The following is a 20,698-nucleotide window of genomic DNA, read 5'->3' as shown; positions in this document are numbered from 1 at the left end:
TCTTTTTATACTGGATAATGAAAACGCCATTGCGCTAGGCATGGACGTTTTTCTATTTTAATTGAATTGAAAGTAAGGTGTTACTACTATCAAGCACTTTACCAAGTTTTTTAATGTTATCAAAATCTTGTTCATTTAAAGGCGTGTATTGTGCAGGTAGATCATGATCTAATTCTAAAATGTTGCGTTTTATTTCAGCTGCTGAGCGATCAGCTATTGCTTTAATTTGTTCTTCATCTAAACTTTGAGTTACTAGAGGGTTATTTTTTACTGAGTTGATAAACATTTTTGAAATAACTTCTGAATTTTTGTCAAAAATGTTATTAGCATATGTTGCAAAGTCTAATTTTTTATTTAATGTTATTCTTGCTTTTATGTTGTATGAAAGTTTTAATAAGACAGGCTTATCTTGAGGCTTGCTATTAAAATCTTGTATTTGAGTAATAAAATCTTGAAGAATTTTAATAGCTTGCTTAATATCTCTCATAGATATTTTATTTAGATTAACACTTATTGTGCCTAAATCTTTGATTTCAGCATTCTTGTATTCATCTAAGTTTTGAATAAAGTTAAAACCTCCAGCTTCACCAGCATTAGCTAAATATTTTAATGGGGTTTCAGAGTTTTCAATTGAAATTTTTAAGAAGTTAGCTGGCATATTTAAGAAATCGCTGTAAAGCTTATTTAAATTTGCGATATCAGCATCAGTTACTGAATTGTTTATTTGGAGCATTTGTGGTAAATAAGAAACAATATACGGAATTGATTGCATTCCATTTGTCACATAAATTCCTTCTACTTTATTTGATGATAGTGGAGCTAAAAATTTAACAGAAAGATCAACATCAAAAGTTTTAGAATTTTGTTTTTCATCCTTCATAAATGCATCTAGATTTTTGGCCAAAGAAACCATATTTTCTTGACTTGGAGCTTGCGTACCACATTGAGCTGCTACTAAAGGTGTAAGCATTGTAGATGATAAAGTAAGTGGGAATAATATTTTAGTTAGTTTTCTCATAATTTTTCCTTTATTTTATATAAGTTTAAAAAGTTGAGTCCTTATAATTTGGACTTATTGTAATAGTTTTACTGCTCATTCCGCGTAAGCAACCTGGACAGCAGCAACGAATTGCGCTTGGATCATGGGTAATATTGTTTTGCTTAACTGTTGCACTCGTTGTAAATGAAATAGCGCTATATATTAATGGTGTGGCAATTAAACCTGTAGCTAGAATGCTGAGTAAAACTTTATTTTTAACTTTCATTTATATCTCCTGATTTATATCTAAAAAAATTATATAAAATTTAGCTTTCTAATATGGAAAAAAAGTAAGTATTTTACCTTTAAAAAATAGTGGAAAAAATAAATTTTGCTTGCAGTTAGAAGTAAAAAATACATTTTGCACCATTATTTAAGCTAAAATAGCTTTTTGAGATATTTAGCCTTATTTATTAATAAAAAGCACTTTTACTATATAATTATTTTGATAAATACATCTAGGTATTTTATTCACCTATTTCAAAAGATAATAATTAATTTTAATGAAGTGTTTTTTCATTATCTTAATTTCACATAATTTTTAAGGAGTTATTATGAAACAAAAACAACCTACAGAAATTTTTGCTTTAGGTGGTGTTGAAGAAATTGGTAAATCAACATTAGTTGTTGATCACCACAATCACCTTTTCATCATTGACTCAGGTATTAAGTTTGCTGATACATTTAATACAGGAGTTAAAGGAATCATCCCTGATTATTCATACTTAAATAGACCGGAAAAGAAAATTGAAGGTTTATTCATTACCCATGGTCATGAAGACCACATTGGTGGTGTTGTTTATTTAGTACAGCAAACCAGAGTTAAAAAGATTTTTGCACCTCGAATCGCAATTCAATACCTTAAGTTAAAATTTGAAGAAAATCGGATTAAAAAAGATATCGAATTTATTGAAATTGAAAAGAATGAAGTTTATAAATTCCCACTTGGATGTCAAGCAGACTTTTGAACAGCACAACATTCAATTCCAGATGCCTTTGGAGTTAGATTAACAACTCCAAATGGATCAATTATGTGTACAGGAGACTTTAGATTTGACTATACACCAATTGGAAACTACACTGACTTTGCTAGACTAGATGAAATCGGAAAGGATGGATTAACAGTCTTACTTTCTGATTCAACAAATGCAATGCGTCCGAACCACTCACCAAGTGAATCAGATATTTTAACTGATATTGAACGTCACATGCGTTCAGCTAAAAAGAAAACTATCATTACAGCATTTGCTTCAAACTTAACTCGCGTCAAAGTTATTATTGAGCTTGCAGCTAAGCTAAATAAAAAGGTTATTACCTTTGGACGTTCAATGATCCAAGGAGTTAAAATTGGTCGTAAATTAGGATATATTAATGTTGGAAATGACGTAATTATTGATAAAAAAGACTTAGCTAATGTTAAAGATTCTGACTTAGTTATCTTAACTACAGGTTCACAAGGTGAACAACTTGCAGCTTTATCAAGAATGAGTTATGGAAAACATGCAACAATCAAGATTACTAAAGGAGATTTAATTATTTTCTCTTCTAGTCCTATTCCTGGTAACAGAATGGTAGTTGAATTACTTGTTAATAGACTTTATAAGTTGGGAGCTATTATTAAGGAAAATGGTGTTGATGGTTACTTGCATACTTCAGGGCATGCTTACCAATGAGAACATGATAAGATATTTGCTTTAACTAAACCTAAGTACTTCTTACCATATCATGGGGATTACAGAATGTCACTTGTGCATGGTCAAACAGCAGTAGCTAATGGAGTTAAAAAAGAAAACGTTATGATTCCTCAAAAAGGTCAAATTTTTGAGATGTTAAATAATGTAATTACTCCAACAGATCGCTTTGTTGAATATGGTCCAATTTATATTGATGGAAATACTGTTTTAAGTGTTTCTGAACATATATTAGCTGATAGAGCACAATTAAAGGATTCTGGATTTGTTAACATAATTTTCCTATTAGATAGAAATAAAAATGCAATTCTAGCTCGTCCTCAAATAGTAACTCGTGGAAGTTTCTTTGTTAAGACATCTAAAGAATTAATTGAAGAAGCCAAAAGAGTAGCCCATGGTGCTGTGTTATATCACATTAAGAATAATGAAAAATGAACTACTGAAGAACTTGAAGCAATTGTGCGCGAACGTTTAGCTACTTTATTCTATAAAGAAAAACGTAGAGAACCAATTATTGTTCCTACAATAATATACACTGATGAGCCTCAAGATCCTAAGCTAAATAAAGCTAAAATTAAATTCTCAAATAATAAAGATGAAGGTGAAATTGAAGTTGAAAATAATGGTAAAAAACTTCGTAAGTCACTTGTCCAAGAACTTGAAAAAACTAAGAAATCAATCTTTGGTGAAGTCGAAAATGACGAACTTGATATTGATGAAGAAGACGAAATTTAATCACTTATCCACACAGCAAAACGTGTGGATATTTTTATTTTTACAACTTGCAGCAAGGGGAAAAACACATAAAGTAAATACAATAAACACTGTATAATATAAATATGTTAAATATAGTATTATATCAACCAGAAATATGCCCAAATACAGGGAATATTATTCGTACATGCTTCGCTTTAGGAGCTAAATTACACATCATTAAACCAATTGGCTTTGACTTACACCCAAAATGATTAAGAAGATATGGAGCTGGAAGAATGCTTTCAGATATTCCACATGAAGTGCATAAATCATATGCTGATTTTGCTGCTAAATATGGAGATAAAAGAATTTTTTACATTACTAGATATGGACTTAAATCATATACAGATGTAAATTACAAAGAACAATTTGAAAACACTGGTGAAATTTGATTAATGTTTGGTAGAGAATCTACTGGAATAGATAAGAAAGTTTTACAAGACCATTTAGATGATTGTTTAAGAATTCCAATGGTATCTGCAATGCGTTCAATCAATCTAGGTAACTGTGTAAGTATTCTTGGATTTGAAGTTATGAGACAACTCGACTTCCGTGATTTATCACTATATGAAGTAGAAAAAGGAAAGTACTTCTTAAGAGATTATGTTGAAGAAGATCACAAGTAAAAGCAATCCAACTATCAAAGAACTAAAAAAACTACAAGATAAAAAATATCGTGCTAAGGAAGGTAAGTTTTTAATTGAAGGCTACCATTTAGTTCAAGAAGCTTTAGATGCTGGGCTATTATTAGAAACATTTGAGTCTAATCCTGAAAGTATCAAGTATCCTAATTCAACACTAGTAACAAGCGAAATTATCAAAGAATTAAGTGATACTACTACGCCACAAAGTATTATTGGGGTATGCAGATTAATTCCAAATGGGAAAATTGGCTTTAAAGTGCTATTTTTAGATGAACTTCAAGATCCTGGCAATGTTGGAACCATTATTCGGTTAGCAAAATCATTTGACATAGATACAGTGATTGTTAATAAGTTTGATTATTTCAATCCTAAAACTATTCGCTCTTCTCAAGGAGCCTTCTTTAAAACCAATTTAGTTGCAACTAAAGATGGCGCAAGCTTACTTAGCGAGCTAAAAAACCAAGACTATCATATCTATGCCACAGTACTAAATACACAAGCTAAAAAACTTAATCAAGTGCAATTTAGCTATGAAAAATTTGTACTAGTAGTAGGAAATGAAGGCAATGGAGTTTCACCTCAAGTGCAAGGTCTAAGTGATGAATTTATTTATATCCCAATCTCATTTGAAAGTTTAAATGTGGCTTGTGCAACAGCTATAGTTCTAGATAAAATTAGAAATAAGGAATAAGTATGAACAATAAAGTAAATGACTTATGTGAAAAGATCAAGAATCAAACCTTTAGTTTGAATCTTGAAGGATATAATAGAAAAGAAGTTGATGATTTTATGCAACTTATTTTTGCTAATTTGATCGATGAACAAAGCCAAAAAGAAGCCTTAGCTTCTGAACTAGAAAAATATAAAGAACTATATCAAAAAGAATTATTGAAGAATCAAATGCTTGAGGAAGAAAATAATCGATTATCAAAAGAGGTAGAAAAAATTTATGAATAACAATGAAAATGAAAACAAATACCAAAACTTAATCCAATGATACCCAGGGCACATGGCCAAGGCTATGAAGGATCTAAGAGAAAATGCTAACCTAGCTGACTTATTTATAGTTGTATTAGATGCTAGGTGCCCAATTAGTTCATATAATGAAGATTTTGATAAGATTGCTCCTCAAAAGCCAAGATTATTTATTATTACTAAATCAGACTTAATGGATAAAAGTAAGAAAGATAAAATTCAAGCTAGATTTAAAGGTGAAAACTTATTGTGACTTGATTTAAGAAACCAATCTTCTAAAAAAGTTATCTTAAATAAAATTCAAAGTATCATGAAAGAAAAAATAGCACGTAATCGTGCTAAAGGGATGCTAATTACTCGCATTAAATCCTTTGTAGTAGGTGTGCCTAACTGTGGTAAAAGTACTTTAATTAACCTAGTTTCTGATAAGAAAACTTTAAAAGTTGCTAACTATCCAGGGGTTACTAGAGAAAAGAAATGAGTCGTTAATGGAGAATTTTTATTCTTAGATACTCCCGGAATCTTACTTCCTAAATTTGACAATCAAGAAAATGCAATTAAATTACTAGTAACAGGGGCTATTAAACTTGAAAACTTCCCTCAAGAGTTTTGTGCAACAAAAATATATGCTTTAATTTCAGGGTACTATCCAGAAAAGATTCAAGTTTTAGGACTTGTACCTAGCCAAAATGATGTTGAAATCTATGCTCAATTCCATCAATATGCAGCATTAAACAATATTTTTAAAGATGGTGGTAAAGTTGATTTAACACGTGCTTATACATTATTTATCAACTGAGCTAGAAACTTAAATGATGTAACTTATGATTAGGTAGCCAAATTGATAAAAACACTTTTTATTTAAAAATTGGAGAAATATATGAAGAGAGAAAAGAAAAAACAATTAACTTATATAAGTTTATTTAGTAGTGCTGGTGTAGGGTGCTATGGATTCAAACAAAATGGATTTGAATGTGTTGCCACAAATGAAATTATCCAAAGAAGAATGAATATCCAAGTTATAAATAAAAAATGCAAATATGAAAGTGGCTATATTGTTGGCGATATCACAACAGATGAAATCAAAAATAAAATTTTAGAACAGGTTGAATTTTGAAAGAAAAATGAAAATATTAATTCAATTGATGTTTTAATAGCTACCCCTCCTTGTCAAGGTATGTCGGTTGCTAATCATAAAAAAAATTTAGAGGACATTAATAGAAATTCTTTAGTTATAGAATCTATCGAAATGATAAAAAAAATAAAACCAAAGATTTTCATTTTTGAAAATGTTTCATCATTTTTAAAAACATTATGTGTTGACATTGATGAAAACATTAAGCCAATAGAAGAAGCTATTTTTAATTCATTAAGTAATATTTATAATATCGAATATAGAGTTCTAAATTTTAAAAATTATGGAAGCAATTCGAGTCGTCAAAGAACATTAGTAATCGGAACACAAAAAGAGTTATCTAATAAAATTTTGCCCTCACAACTATTCCCAGATGAAAGTAAACAAAAGACAATATTTGAGGTGATAGGGCACTTAAAATCATTAAAAAATATGAATGAATTTAGTCCCGATGACTTTTATCATTCATTTAGAAAATACGATTTACGGATGCTTCCATGAATTGAAAATACACCCGAAGGATGTAGCGCATTTGATAATAAAGAAAATATTTATAAACCCCACAAAATTGTCAATGGTAAATATGTTTTAAATTCTAATAAGAATGGAGATAAGTACAAGAGACAATTGTGAGATAGTGTCGCTCCTTGCATTCATACCAGAAATGATCAGTTGGCTAGCCAAAATACTGTTCATCCTAAAGATAATAGAGTTTTTAGCATAAGAGAATTAATGATTTTTATGACAATACCTGAAAATTTTAAGTGAATAGATAAGGAACTTAGTGAATTGAATTTATTGAATCAAGAAGAAAAAGAAAAAATATTGCGCCAAAACGAAATTAATATTAGGCAATCAATCGGGGAAGCAGTTCCAACAATCATTTTCAATCAAATTGCCAAAAAAATAAAAAAATATTTAAACACAATCTCTCTTGATCATAAGTCCATAATTAGTTTGATAGAAAACGAAAACTTATATAGTTCTCCAGAAAATTTAATATCGTTTTTAAAAATAAATAAGTATAAATATGATATTCAAACATTAATGAAAATCGCTGAATTATCAAATCAAAAAAGAGAAGAAAATGCAGCATTTTACACAGACTCTATATTATTAAAACAAATAGAAAATATTTTAATAAAATTGGAAGACAAAAAGTATTTAAATATTTTAGAACCATCAGTTGGAATAGGGTCTTTTTTACCAATTATATTTAATAAATTTCAAAATATAGAAAAAGTTAATTTAGACCTTGTTGACATCGATATCAATTCACTAAAACTAACCAGATTTTTTATAAGCATAATTAATCCAAAACAAAATTTTGTTATAAATTTTATACATAAAGATTTTTTATCTTATGCAGATGAAATTAATACTTTTAAATACAATTTAGTAATAGGAAATCCTCCATTTGGAAAACATAATAATGATGCACAGAGAGCAAAGGATAAATCTGCATTATTTTTAGAAAATGCACTAAGAATTTCTGATAATGTATTATTTATTATGCCAAAGTCTTTATTAAGTGGTGTTTCGTATAATGACACAAGAAAAATGATAAGTGATTATAAGATTCTAGATATTATAGATTTTGGCGAAATAGGTTTTAAAAACGTTTTAATTGAAACGATAGCTATTTTTATCAATGTAGTGGCAACAAATGAATTATCAGAAACAAAAGTATATTCAGTGGTGGAAAATGAGTATAATGTAAAAAAACAAAACTATATTACAGACAAAAACTTTCCAACATGGATCATATATAGAAATAAATTTTTTGATGATTTTATTCAAAAGATTGATTTAAACATTTTTGATGTCTATAGAGATAGACAAATAACAAATAAAATGATTGTAATTAATGATGGGCTATATATTAATAAACAAAATTATATTCCAATAATTAAATCTAGAAATATATCGGATAATGGACATATTAATTTTGAAAGTATAAATTCATATATCGAGAAATCTTTAGCTGAAAAGTTATCAGTTTCTAAATATTTAACAATGAAAAATATTTATATGACCCCAAATATGACTTATAAGACTCGTGTGGCTAGAAAACCTAATAATGTAATTGTTAATGGTTCTGTTGCATTACTTTTACCTAAACAATACGATTTGTTTTTGAATGAAGAAGATCTTTTGTTTTTTTCATCAGATGATTTTAGAAAATATATGTTTATTGCAAGAAATAAACAAACCAGAACTTTAAATATTGATAAAAATTCCATTTTTTATTTTGGAATCAGAAAGAGATAGAAATGTCAAATTGAAATAATGCGTATATAGATGCTTTTTTTGCTGAACAAGAAAGCTATAAATTATCACCAACTGATATAAGTACAAGGTGAATTGATCAAAAATGTACTCCAGATGTTATTTCTATAATTGCAGATTGCATTTTACAATATGTGCAATCCCCTGAAGGAACAATTGTTTTTTCGTCTTCCGATATTTGAAAAAGCGATTATGCACTTGAATATGTTCCACAAATTTTCAAGAAACCAGATTTAAATAATCTTTCCAGTGCTCATGAGTATGATAAATTTTTCTCACAGCCATTACTTCTTTTAGCTTTTTCAGGTGTGCTAAAACTAGAAAAAAGAGGGAAAAGAAATTTCTATAGAGTAGTTGATAAAGGAATTTTGGAGATTATTTCATTGGGTGAAAGACAATCTCTTCAATTTTTAAAAAGATATATCGAAAAATTCTTAACTGATGTAGGAATTATTGATGTGTTTAATGGTTTCTTGCAAGAGCAAACACAAGAAAGTTATATGAAAATGAAAACTGTATTTACAAATTTCTTGCTCGAGAATTCAAAAATAAGAAATAAGTGAGAATGTTATAGAATTTTTACAAAAGTAATTAATCCCCTAGCTTATTCCGCAAACAAATGCGGTAGCGAAGCAGGAAGAATATCTAGGCATAAAATAACATATGATATGTTGATGTATAACAGATTTAATTTTAGAGATACATATTCGGACAAACCAAAGGAACTTACAAGAAAAGAACATTCAGCAGAAAATTATTTAAAGCAAAAAGAAGCGTATATAATTTATGCTACTAAAAGAGCTATGGACTATGTAAGAAAAACCAATATTTTAATAAACCATGGTAAAAGTGAAAATCGCTTTGGTAATGATCCAGAAGATGCAATTCACATTCATCATATTTTCAAAAAATCTGAGTTTCCAGAAATATCATCATTTATTGAAAACTTAATAGCTATTACCCCTAATGAGCATATGATTTATGCGCACCCAAATGGAAATACACATTTAATTGATCCTATATTTCAAAAACAACTATTATTATCAAAAGCAGAAACAATCAAATCGTCTATCGAAGATGGATGAGGAGAATACACATTCTCTAATTTTGTATATGTCTTATCAACAGGTTTTCGAAACAACAACATATTCAAAAATGTAGCTAATAATGATTTTAATGAGCTGATATTAATAATAAATTCATTTTAAACTATACATCACTTATAAAAAGTGCTCCATATAAAAAAGTGGAGCACTTTTTATGCTCCACTAAAATTATAAAAGTGATTTTATATATATATATATATATATATGTGTGTTAAATAGTTATTGATAAAATTCAATTTTTTAGATTTTTTTGCCTTCAGTATAGTAGCAGGCAAAGACTTTAGCTTTAAGCACAATTAGTTCATCTAAATTTTGAGGTGGGTTTTCATAAATAACTTTAATGTTGTTGTTTGAGGCCAAGTTAATAACATTAATACAATCAAAATATACTTTAGTGCTATTAAGATGTTTTGTAACTTTTTCACCTATAACAATGGCTTTTAGCTTAGTATCATTGATAATATTAATTAATGCCTTATCAATTTCATCAATATACAGAGCAGTTGGAATTGAGTTTCTAAAGTTATCTTCAATTTTGCGCTTTAAATTTAAGTGATCAAAGACATTATTGTAAGCATAAATTAAGCAAATAGGTGAGTCTTTAGTGTTGTTTAAATCTTTATTTAAGTAAACTTCTTGACTAACTTTAACTAGTAAATTATGATTTGTTTTATTAGAGTTCTTTTCAACATATTCATATCAATACTTTTCATATTCATAGTTAAGAATTGGAATGTTTCTAAAGAAATCATTTCATTTATTATCTGCGACATCATAAGAGTCATTAGATACTGAAGCAATGGTTAAATTAGAAGATTTTTGTGATTGATAATTCTTAATTGGAAAGAAGTTTATATGCATGTTATTAAGGTCTTTATTTAGTAATGAGTTTTCATTACGATATCTCACTAATTGATTATTAAACTCCTTAAATTGAGGGGTATTAATAAAATCAAGTGGTAAATCTAGATAGTTAGCATAATTATTAAAATCATTTAGGATGTTAAATAAAGAGTAAGCGATTTTAGCTAGCAACATTTCACGTGAATATTCAGTAGCTAATTTTGCATTTTTAAAAATAGTAGCTGCAATAAAACATTTATTAAAGTTGATATTATTATTTATGTTACGAATTTTATTAAGGTAATTATTATAAGTGTGTTTACCTTTATCCTTAATTACAAGGAATAAAAATCCATTTTGTCTAAAAATTGGGGTACGTTTGTAAGACAAGTCAAATTGATTAAATAAGTCTTCAAGAAATTCAGATTCAATTTCTTTAGTCATGTAATATGGTTTGAGTGCAAAGGCAATTATAATGCTGTATTCTTGTTTGAATTGAGTATCAAAGAAGATGTTTTCATCATTTGAGATTTTATTTAGCGAATTAAATTTTTCATTTTGTTTACTAAAAGTAATAGTGCAATTATATTGACCATTACCGGTTGGATAAATTTTTAGAACATATGAACTAGTAACTTGAGAAATACGATCAAATCAGTAAATTAAGCGTTCATATGGAGTTAATAATGTCTTAATATTAGGATTAAACGTAAAAGGTATTTCTTGCTTACGGGCAATACCTTCTTCGATATACGAAGTAATATATTGCTTAGTTTCATCATCAAGTACATCTAAAAAAGTATCTTGTTGAATGAACTTATATTGTTGAAATCTTAAACGTTTCGCATCAAAAATAGTCGAGAAAGCATAATTCTTTTCACTTAAGCGTAATACTCGTTTATTACTTGCATCTAGCATAAAAAGAATAATACCAGATGAAGAACGTGCATAAAAGAAATATAAAGTTAGAAAGAAGAGGAAAGTAAGTAGGATGATTGCAACAAAAACACCTATTACTACTCCAATAATAGATGATGTTGGCATTATTGACCTATAACCTTAATAGAAGAGTGGTTTTTATTTAATGTTCTAACTTTTTTGTCTTTGATAAATTCAACAACAATTTCATTTGGTGTAACTTCTAGGACCTCACCTTCGCCAAACATGATGTGGCTAATGATATCTCCAACAATAATGTGGTTATTTGTAACAGTTTCTTCTTCATTGCCAAAGTTTCCATAAAAGCGATTTTTAGCATTAATTATTGTATCGTTAACATCTATTCCCATTTCAGTAATAAATCTTGAAGGAACCTTATCAATTTCAGTACCAATAATTTTACCTCTTGAATCTGAAATAAAGAGTTTATTTTTAGCTCTAGTTACAGCAACATAAGCTAAACGTCTTTCGTCTTCAAGAGTATTTGAATATCTTCCTTTAGCAGAGAATTTAGAACTATGATCTGGTTCTAGCGATCTTCTGTTAGGGAAAATTCCTTCTGACATACCTACAATAAAGACATTATCAAATTCTAGACCCTTTGCAGAGTGAATTGTCATTAATGAAACATAGTTAGGTACATTGTCATATTCATCCGAAACTGACATTAAAGCAACCATATTTAAGTAGTCAGATACAGTTTTATCTTTATTCTTTTCTTCTCAGTTGGCAATTGAGTTAATTAATTCTTTAACGTTATCTTCAGCTGATCCACGTAAGTTTTCGTTTAAAGCAATGTGTTCATAGTATTTGATTTCTTCAAGGAATTTGTTTAAAGTAACACTAATTTTATTGTGTTGTAAGGCTTTAGCATACTTGATTACAAGCACCATAAACGGATAAACTGATTTAACAATTTTATCATTTGGAATTGGCAAGGTTCTAATATCTTCTTGTAGAGTTCTAAATAGAGATTTACCTTGTTTTTTGGCATATTCTTTTAATTTTCCAAGAGTAGCATCCCCAATTCCACGATTAGGTACATTAATAATTCTTTCTAAAGCAATATCTTTTTGCTCAGCGATAACTCTCAAGAAAGCCAAGGCATCTTTAACTTCAGCACGTTCAAAGAATTTAGTTCCATTAAAAATCTTGTGGTTAATGTTTTCTTCAATTAAAGCTTCTTCAAATGGACGTGAGTAATAATTTGAACGATACAAAATAGCAATGCCTTTAAGTTGATTCTTTTGCTTCTTAAGTTCATTGATTTTTTGAATAACTCATCTAGCTTCAGCTTCAGGTGAAAATCCATGGTAGAATTCGACATCTTCACCCAATTCATTGGCTGTAACTAAGTCCTTGTGTAATCTGTTGGTATTTTTAGCAATTAGTTTGTTGGCAGCATCTAGAATCTTTTGAGTTGAGCGATAATTAATATCTAGGATAATAGTCTTAGCATCAGGGAATTCTTTATCAAAATTTAAAATTAAGTTAACATCAGCACCACGTCAGTTGTAAATAGTTTGGTCAGGATCACCAACAATAGTAAAGTGAGTGTTTTTTCCAACTAACAACTTAATTAAGTCATATTGAATTCTTGAAGTATCTTGAAACTCATCTACAAGCACATATTCAAATTGTTTTTGGTAAATAGCAGCAACTTCTGGATGAGTTTCGAGTAGTAACTTAGTTAGCGCAACTAAGTCATCAAAATCAAGTGAACCTTTTGAAACAAGTTCGTTAAGATATTCTTGGTAAACATCAGCAACTACTTTTGAATATTCAAAAGTTTTTAATTCTTCTTTAAGTTCCTTGTATGTTAATTCCATATTTTTAGCATATGAAATATATTCGATCATGCTTTTATAGCTAATATCATGACTAGAAACACCAAGTTTACGGTAAATATTCCCTAAAATTTGAATTTTATCTGGTTCATCAATAATTAAAAAGTCATTGTGAAATCCCAATAAGCGAATGTGTTTTCTTAGCAATTCTGCACAGAAAGAGTGGAATGTGGAGATCTTTAATTCATTTTTTAAACTTTTACTTGTATACTGTATTACTCTTTGTTTCATTTCATTTGCAGCTTTATTAGTAAAAGTCATAGCTAAAATATTTTTAGGTCTAACACCTAAGTCGTTGATTAAATAAGCAATTTTACGTGTTAATACTCTTGTTTTTCCTGATCCAGCTCCAGCAATAATACGTAGTGATGTGTCAAAATATTCAACTGCTTCTCTTTGTTTAGCATTCAAATCACTCAGTAAGTCAACTTTAATTAAATCCATAGTTAATCTCCTTGTATTTGGTTTGTTTGATTGTAGTATCTAAATGTTCTTTCTGTGTAGTAATATGGAATAAGAATAATATCTTTACTTGCAATTACTTCAAGGTATTTATCTTCAACGATTCTTGAAGCAAAAGCGATATCAAGTATGGTTAGTCTTTTCTTGTAAAAAATTAATAAGATATACCCTAAAGTTTGAAGTAAAAATCAAGTTCCCATTAGCGCAGTAATAATTGCTGTGATAGCTTGAATAGTAGGATTTTGATTTGCTTCATTCATATCTTTATACTGATTCAAGTCAATTGAAGCTGTGGCTGAAAGGACAATAATGAAATTTAGTGTTACAAATAAGCAACCTAAAATGTTGCGTTTTAAAATTAAGGCGTAATGAAATTTTTTATCGACATCTGATATTAGTTTAAGGTTAAAAATTCACATGCCAATAGTTTTGCCACCAATTAAGCATGGGAATAAGATGTAATAGCAATTTAATCAAATTGCTATCAATATCATTGATGTGTAGTAGTATTTGTGATTTGTTGTTAAGTTGCCATCTGGCTTGCTAATAAAAATAATGGCGATAGCAATGGCGATGAAAAGAATAAAGTCAATTAAGTTCGAGAAGAACCTTTTAAAGAATCCTGCATTTTTATACATTATTCTAGATTATCCAAGATTTTGTTTTTGATCAATTTAGCATAGCTTTCTCTTAACATACTGGTCTCAGTATTATCAACAAGCATATACATATTAGTTGTTAAGAAAGTTTGAAAATCATTGCTATCTTCAATTTTTTCAAGCATTTCATCATGCTTTTGAATTAAGATTTTACTTCTTTTTTCTTCTAGTTGTTCTTTATCATTTTTTGAAAAGTGTCTATAAACAAAATAGGTTTCTGATAAGAATCCAGTTAGAAGCAATTTAATAAAGTAATATTTAGCATATTTTAATTCTTCTTGAATTTTTAAATTCATACGTTTTGAGTTTTCTTCAATAACTCTAAAGGCATCTAATGCAGTCTTGGTATTAAATCAAGTATCTGAAGAGATGAATTCACGAATAATTCTAAAGTCTAAGTATTTGTATTTTTTAGCTTCCATCATTAGTAAGTAGTTAACTTCTAAGCACATTAAAGTATCGTTTGAAACTTTTGGTTTGTATTTAGTTACTTTTTTCACTAATGATTTTTTAAAGATTTTGTTAAAGATGAATGGGTATGTATATGCAATAACATTAGGATTTTTACTAATATCAAGCACTTTATCAAATTCACCTCTTTCTTTTGGTTTGAAGCGAACTGTACCAACTAGTCTTGGCTTAAATTCTAATACATCGACATTGAAACGTTGAGCATGCTCAATCATATCGCCTATAAAGTATCTTTTAATACTTGAGTCAGAGTTAATTACAGTTACATAATCACCTTTTACAATTCTAAAAGCACTTACAAGATTGTGTTGATATGAATTATCTTTTGAGTTAGTAATTAAAACTAGTCTGCTCCCAAAAAATTCGTAATATTTACGAGCAATTTTGAAAATATTTTTAGCTTCTGAGTTTTTATTAATACATAAAATAACCTCGAAACTTTGGGTTTCTTGCTCTTTTAATGAGGCTAAAAATGTATCTACATATGATGCATCGTCACCTACAAGTGAAATTATTGATAATCTCATATTTTTACTCCTTAAATTTATAACTTAATTTTATCATATTTAAATATTTCATATTTAAACTATTTACAATATAGTGTATTTTTAAGGGAAAAAAGAAAAAACCCAACTATTAGCTGAGTTTTGTTTTAGGATAATAAATTTCAATTAATTGGTCTGCTAAATTATTTAAGTATTTGATAATTGGTTTAGCCATAATGTAAGTACAAATAATGTTTAATGGTAGTGGTAAAATGTTTTTTAACGATGCAAAAATTACTACTTCAATTAATGTGTTAGTTATTTGTTTTAATACAACATCGCCTACTTTGTATAATCCAGCAATTAGAAGTTTATATTCTAAAGTTTTATTTGCTACAGCAGACTTTACTTTGGCAAATTTTGAATCTTCGTTGTTTTTAGCTGATATATCTGCATCACTTCAATCTTTGTGTGGTTTTCTAAAGTCTAGCTTAATTCCTTTGGCAACTAGATTATCTTTTTTCAATGTAATTGTTAAAGATCAACCTTTATTCAAGTCTTGATCAATTTTAGCAATTTCTAAATCTTGAGCTAAATGTACATTTCCATTAGCAGCCATAAATGACTTAATTTCATTTACTAATGCGTTATATTCAGCTGTTTTCCCCTTTTTAACTGCATTTTCTAATGTAACTGAGCCCATTAAACTTCCGCCAGCATTTTTGATCATTTCCTTTATTGTTTTTGTAAACCATTCTTCATTTACATAGTAATTGTTATATGCACTTTCTAGTGCTTTTTCCGCATTAGTTAGATCTTCTTGATTGTTTACTTCAATAAGTAATTGGCCAAGATCTAAATTGGTGTCAATGGTTTTTGAATTCATTTTTTCTAATAAAACTTTAAATTCATCCTTTGTATATTCGACTTGTTTTTCAAGTGTAAATTTGTCACCAATTTTAATATTGTAATTAAGAGCAATATCTGTATATGAATCATCATTCATAAATGCTTTAGATTCAGTATCTAAAGTTTTGGCTAGCGCATTTAATTCAGAAGCTTTAGTGGCAACTAAAGAAATAGTTTTTACTTTTTTAGTTGGTGTAACAACGACTGGTGTCTCAATAGGATTGTTGCCTAATTCAGGGTTCTTCTTTTCATCTTCGGTTTTATTTTCTTTATTGCATTGTATTGCAACAAGAGGGGCTAATGTAGTTGTTGCCCCTCCTAAAGTTAGTAATATTCAGTGTTTTTTCTTCATTTATTCCTTTCTAAAATATAGTTTATAAAAAAAAAAAAAAAAGAAGTCTGTTGTCAAACTTCCATAATTTTACGAATTTAACTTTTAAGCCTATTTTATAGCTGTTTTAATTTGTTCTTCAAGATAGTCTTGCAACTGATCTAATTTTATTTCACTAGTTGGTTTAACTTTTGTACCATATCATTTAATATGTTGAACTTCTTGGGCTCCTAAAAATTTAAATGTTCCTTCTAATCAAGCTGCATGAGTTCCTCATGGATATCATCCTTCAGGAGCTCCTTGAGTTGAAACGATAATAACTTTTTTAAGGTTAGTTAATAACCCAATTGCGTCACCCTTGTTTGAATATTTATAACTAAAAGTTTTATTTGCAACCGAAATAGAATCAATAAAGTTTTTAACAATTACTGGCGCAGAAAAATTAATCATTGGATTAGAAATGACTAAGATATCAGTATTTTTAACTAATTCAATCCATTTATCTGACTCTACATCTTGTCAGTAAGTTGACATGTTTTGACTTGTCATGAAAACTTTTGATAAAACTGTGTCATTTAAATCGATCCGAGTAATTTGATTATTTGAATCTTTTTGATATTTTTCTTGCACTAAATCAACAATTTTATGTGAAATTGAAATTTCTTTAGAAAGCACATGTGCATCCAAAAGTAGTATTTTTTGCATATTTTTACACTCCTTTTTAACTTTTTAATAATTTTACATTATTTTAAAATTTTGTCAAGGTTAATAAAAAAGAGCTTTGCGCTCTTTCTATTTATAAGTAATTAGATTTGGATTTTTTCTATAACTACGACCTTCTTTAGCTTGCAGTTGTCCATTTAAAACAGTAGCATCTGCAGAAAAAGAATTATTAAGTTTAAAAATACTTTGACCTACTCCATAGTAGTCAACTGGTACATGTAGCTCTTCAAACATTTGAATTTTCTCAGCATTAAATCCAGAAGAAACTACAATTTTATAATTAGTAGCGCCAGCTTGATCTAAAGCTTTTCTTAGTCTAAAGATTTGTTCTGGATTTACTCCATATTGTGCTTCTTCACCATCAAACATATGATCTACCATGTTTTTAGAAGTATCTATTCTAACACCTCAAACCTTATCACCTAGAGCATTTCAAACCTTTAAAGCATCAGTAATTACATCATTATGGTAATCAATTAAAGCAATTAATTTATTATTTGGAAATAATTCATGATAAGCTTGTGTGGCTGCAACTACATCTCCATTAAATCCTTGAATTAAAACGTGTGGCATTGAGCCAAAAACACTTTCTTCCTTAAATGCGGGGTCTTTTTGAGCTAATGTTGAAACTAATTTAATTCCACCAACTCTAGCTGCATAACCATCAATTTCTTGATTTATATAGTGGTCAGCACGATCACCCATAAAAATAACTTCTTTACCTTTTGCAGCTTGCACACAGTGATATGCATTAGTTGCAATAGAAGTATTACGAGTTAAAATACCATCAATTAATCCTTCTCAAATGCCAAATTCTTGGTATTGTCCTTCTAATTCTAAAACAATGTCTAAATTGTTAATATGACTACCTTCAGGTAAATATCTAATTGTATATTTACTAATATCAGTTTGAGTTTTTAAAATATCAAGTACTTCATTTATACCGCATAAAACTGCATCATCTTTTCTTTGAAAAAATTGCATTACAATTTTATTTTGTGGTAATTTAGTTGCAAGGATATCTTTAGTCTTCTGAAAATATGAAGCAATATATTTTTCTTTTTCTTGCATAATTCTCCTATTTTATAGTTATAGAAAACAAACTAATTAACTTAGTTTGTTTGATCTTGATTGTTATTTTCAAGAGTAGCAGTTTTAGGTGCATCTTGGGTGCTAGCTGCTAGTAATTTTTGATTCTTTTTATCTAATTTAGCCTGTTTAATTTCAGCTTTATGTTTCGCAATAGCATCACGTGTTTCGGGACGAATGAAGTAAACTTTTTTGGCTTTTCTTTGTCATGGAAGCAGTATTCTTAGCACTTTACGAAGGGTAAAACCAATTGCTGGAGCTGTAAAAATGGCACATAAGACCATAATTATATCTAGTACAACAACAACAAAAAGACTATCACCAGAATAACCGATTGGGTGGTAGAAAGAAACAACCCCATAGATAGTTACACCTCTTTGTAGCTCAGTTCCACCAAAAGGCTTCATGAACTTGTATCCAATAAAGTAAATTGCTACAGTAAATAATAAGTAAGCAATAGGCCATGCTGCGAAACCTCAAATTGACCTAGTTGAAATCCGGATTCTTTTACGTTCATAAACAAATAAGGTAAACAATCCTAAGAATGGTGCACCAGCATGCATGATTAATGTTTTAATCATTTCGAATGGGCGATTTTGAGTAATAATGCTATTATCAAAAATAACACCTCCTCAATAACCTAACATCACAATAATGATGTAAACCATAGAAGCAAAATAGAATGTTTGAGCTCTACGTGACTTTTGATAAAATGGGTAAATAAAGAGAGTTACACCCATTAAAACGTTTGACATAAATGTGAATCAATATGTTGAACCACCTCAAAATAGGTAAGTTGCATTAGGATAAACTAATTCTGTTATTACTCGTTGAGCATTTGAATCTCCAGCTGCATAAATTTCTTTAATATCATCAAGAATAGTTTTGCCACCTGGGCCAGCAATATTATATGCTTCAAGTACTCAAAGACTTCTAAAGTGTCATTCCAGAATTGTGATTGTTATATATGTAACAATTAAAGTAAAACCAATTGAACAAGTTAATCAATCTTGTCATTTAAATGTTCCAAATAACCTTGAAAAATAGTTTCTAATTTTTTTATTTTCCATAAATCTTCTTTTATAGCAAGATTGCAAGCAGAATAATAGTAATAATAAGAGCTAAAATTACAATTCCAAATATGATGGCTCATAAACGATTACGTAAGAAAGCATGCTCTCTTTTTAAACGTCTAAAAATAATTTTATTTGAAACTAAATCCTTATCAGCAATTTTATGATCTCGTAATTCAAGTAGCAACTTATTAATTTGATCTAAATATTTTTCTGTTGCTTTAGTATATCTTTTTTTATTTAAGTTTGTAAATTTATCTATTTCGCTTTTTACCTCGTTGCTAAAGAGCTTACGGTAAAAAGACATTTTTTCTTTTGGAAATTCTTTGCGTTGCATTTTAGTAAATGTCCATTAAAACAACTTGTACATTTTTAGGTTTTTTGTCAATTAAACTTTTAACACTTTCTTCAATCTTAAAAGTTAAATCTTTAATTATTGCATATGGATCAATTTCATTACTTTGTGCCCCACGAATTTTAACATCTATGTAAATTTGTACATTAGAATGATCATCGTCAAAGCTTAGTCTCATATTTGAGAGATTACTTTTAACGTATTTAGTACTTTCAATCGCGTTAGATACAGCATCTACAATAGCAGATTCTTGTACGATGTAACTTTGATTAGAATTGTACGGTACTGTAATTCAGTTCATTATTTATTTGATTTTCCAACGTATTTTCCAGAATCTGTTGAAACTGAAATAACGTCACCTTCTTTGATGAACATAGGTGTTTCTAATTCGAATCCTGTTTCAACTGTAACTTTCTTTTGAGGGTTAGTTGTTGTGTTTCCTTTAACAGCGTCAGGTGCTTCTGTTACAAGTAAGTCAACGTTTGCTGGTAATTCAACGTCTAATACTTCTTCTTGGAATTTTCTAATTTGAACTTCTTGTCCTTCTTTTAAGAAGTTTAATTCTCATTCAACGTGTGAAACTGGAATTTCAACTTGTTCAAATGTTTCGTTATCCATTAAAATAATGTTTTCTCCATCTGAGTATAAGAAGTTCATTCTTCTTTTGTCGATGTGAGCTGGTTTAACTTTATCTCCACCTGTGAAAGATTTGATTGTTGTAGAACCTGTTCTTAAGTTTTTAACTTTAGCTTTAACGTTAGCTTGACCACGTCCTTGTTTTGAGTGTTGTGCATCTAAGACAACAAAGATTTCACCTTCATCTTCGAATGTGATACCTGGTTTAAATTCATTAACATTAATCATTTTTTCTCCTTTT

The 20,698-nt window shown here is 28.8% G+C and carries 20 protein-coding genes; 7 read left to right on the top strand and 13 right to left on the bottom strand.

The annotated features are described in order from the left end of the window. Positions 1-52: 52 nt before the first annotated feature. Together ACNQ13_RS00430 and ACNQ13_RS00425 are read right to left on the bottom strand one after the other, a co-directional pair. Positions 53-1,018: a hypothetical protein gene (locus tag ACNQ13_RS00430; protein ID WP_418035389.1), complete on the bottom strand. Its 966-nt coding sequence runs from the start codon at positions 1,016-1,018 to the stop codon at positions 53-55. Between the two features lie 25 nt (positions 1,019-1,043). Beyond that, the gene (locus ACNQ13_RS00425; RefSeq protein ID WP_418034642.1) at positions 1,044-1,265 is read right to left on the bottom strand and encodes a hypothetical protein; all 222 of its coding nucleotides are present in this window, start codon (positions 1,263-1,265) and stop codon (positions 1,044-1,046) included. Between the two features lie 328 nt (positions 1,266-1,593). On the opposite strand from ACNQ13_RS00425, the gene ACNQ13_RS00420 reads away from it, so the two are divergent. The 7 genes from ACNQ13_RS00420 (at position 1,594) to ACNQ13_RS00390 (ending at position 9,737) form a co-directional block, all read left to right on the top strand. Continuing rightward, positions 1,594-3,465, top strand: a complete 1,872-nt coding sequence (locus tag ACNQ13_RS00420; RefSeq protein WP_418018676.1) for a ribonuclease J — start codon at positions 1,594-1,596, stop codon at positions 3,463-3,465. A 104-nt stretch (positions 3,466-3,569) separates the two neighbouring features. Continuing rightward, positions 3,570-4,112, top strand: a complete 543-nt coding sequence (locus ACNQ13_RS00415) for a tRNA (cytidine(34)-2'-O)-methyltransferase (protein ID WP_416741515.1) — start codon at positions 3,570-3,572, stop codon at positions 4,110-4,112. Further along, entirely contained in the window at positions 4,090-4,821 is a 732-nt protein-coding gene (locus ACNQ13_RS00410; protein ID WP_418035388.1) for a TrmH family RNA methyltransferase, read from the top strand. Before ACNQ13_RS00415 ends, ACNQ13_RS00410 begins: the two co-directional genes overlap by 23 nt. A 2-nt stretch (positions 4,822-4,823) precedes the next feature. Next, positions 4,824-5,087, top strand: coding sequence for a DivIVA domain-containing protein (locus tag ACNQ13_RS00405; RefSeq protein WP_416741513.1), 264 nt, complete (start codon positions 4,824-4,826; stop codon positions 5,085-5,087). Next, complete coding sequence (gene ylqF / locus ACNQ13_RS00400) at positions 5,080-5,937, top strand: ribosome biogenesis GTPase YlqF (protein ID WP_418035387.1); 858 nt, start codon at positions 5,080-5,082, stop codon at positions 5,935-5,937. The genes ACNQ13_RS00405 and ylqF overlap by 8 nt, the downstream gene beginning before the upstream one ends. A 48-nt stretch (positions 5,938-5,985) precedes the next feature. Beyond that, positions 5,986-8,511: a DNA cytosine methyltransferase gene (locus ACNQ13_RS00395; RefSeq protein WP_418035386.1), complete on the top strand. Its 2,526-nt coding sequence runs from the start codon at positions 5,986-5,988 to the stop codon at positions 8,509-8,511. 2 nt (positions 8,512-8,513) lie between these two features. Then, entirely contained in the window at positions 8,514-9,737 is a 1,224-nt protein-coding gene (locus ACNQ13_RS00390) for a hypothetical protein (RefSeq protein WP_418035385.1), read from the top strand. Positions 9,738-9,875: 138 nt separating this feature from the next. Here the strand turns inward: ACNQ13_RS00390 and ACNQ13_RS00385 are convergent, their stop codons facing one another. The 11 genes from ACNQ13_RS00385 to efp form a co-directional block, all read right to left on the bottom strand. Then, positions 9,876-11,522: an MHO_4530 family protein gene (locus ACNQ13_RS00385; protein WP_418018674.1), complete on the bottom strand. Its 1,647-nt coding sequence runs from the start codon at positions 11,520-11,522 to the stop codon at positions 9,876-9,878. Further along, complete coding sequence (locus ACNQ13_RS00380) at positions 11,522-13,708, bottom strand: ATP-dependent helicase (protein WP_416741510.1); 2,187 nt, start codon at positions 13,706-13,708, stop codon at positions 11,522-11,524. Before ACNQ13_RS00380 ends, ACNQ13_RS00385 begins: the two co-directional genes overlap by 1 nt. A 2-nt stretch (positions 13,709-13,710) precedes the next feature. Continuing rightward, positions 13,711-14,364, bottom strand: a complete 654-nt coding sequence (locus ACNQ13_RS00375) for an RDD family protein (RefSeq protein WP_416741509.1) — start codon at positions 14,362-14,364, stop codon at positions 13,711-13,713. Next, the gene (locus ACNQ13_RS00370; protein ID WP_418018672.1) at positions 14,364-15,383 is read right to left on the bottom strand and encodes a glycosyltransferase; all 1,020 of its coding nucleotides are present in this window, start codon (positions 15,381-15,383) and stop codon (positions 14,364-14,366) included. The genes ACNQ13_RS00375 and ACNQ13_RS00370 overlap by 1 nt, the downstream gene beginning before the upstream one ends. 109 nt (positions 15,384-15,492) lie before the next feature. Next, on the bottom strand, positions 15,493-16,602 hold the full coding sequence (locus ACNQ13_RS00365) for a hypothetical protein (RefSeq protein ID WP_418035384.1): 1,110 nt from the start codon (positions 16,600-16,602) through the stop codon (positions 15,493-15,495). A gap of 90 nt (positions 16,603-16,692) precedes the next feature. Next, positions 16,693-17,286, bottom strand: a complete 594-nt coding sequence (locus tag ACNQ13_RS00360) for an FMN-dependent NADH-azoreductase (protein WP_418032883.1) — start codon at positions 17,284-17,286, stop codon at positions 16,693-16,695. A gap of 87 nt (positions 17,287-17,373) precedes the next feature. After that, a complete protein-coding gene (locus ACNQ13_RS00355) occupies positions 17,374-18,375 on the bottom strand; it encodes a nicotinate phosphoribosyltransferase (RefSeq protein ID WP_418018669.1) in 1,002 nt (333 codons plus the stop codon). A gap of 41 nt (positions 18,376-18,416) precedes the next feature. Further along, complete coding sequence (locus ACNQ13_RS00350) at positions 18,417-19,463, bottom strand: MAGa3780 family membrane protein (RefSeq protein WP_416741504.1); 1,047 nt, start codon at positions 19,461-19,463, stop codon at positions 18,417-18,419. Between the two features lie 10 nt (positions 19,464-19,473). After that, positions 19,474-19,803: a hypothetical protein gene (locus tag ACNQ13_RS00345; protein ID WP_416741503.1), complete on the bottom strand. Its 330-nt coding sequence runs from the start codon at positions 19,801-19,803 to the stop codon at positions 19,474-19,476. A 1-nt stretch (position 19,804) separates the two neighbouring features. Then, complete coding sequence (locus tag ACNQ13_RS00340; protein ID WP_416741502.1) at positions 19,805-20,122, bottom strand: MMB_0454 family protein; 318 nt, start codon at positions 20,120-20,122, stop codon at positions 19,805-19,807. Continuing rightward, entirely contained in the window at positions 20,122-20,685 is a 564-nt protein-coding gene (efp, locus tag ACNQ13_RS00335) for an elongation factor P (RefSeq protein WP_416738327.1), read from the bottom strand. The genes ACNQ13_RS00340 and efp overlap by 1 nt, the downstream gene beginning before the upstream one ends. Positions 20,686-20,698: the final 13 nt, after the last annotated feature.

Source organism: Mycoplasma milvi (genome assembly GCF_048284715.1).
GTDB lineage: Bacteria > Bacillota_I > Bacilli_A > Mycoplasmatales > Metamycoplasmataceae > Mycoplasmopsis.
Note: the sequence above shows the minus strand (reverse complement) of the source record. Positions and strands in the feature narration are given on the sequence as shown.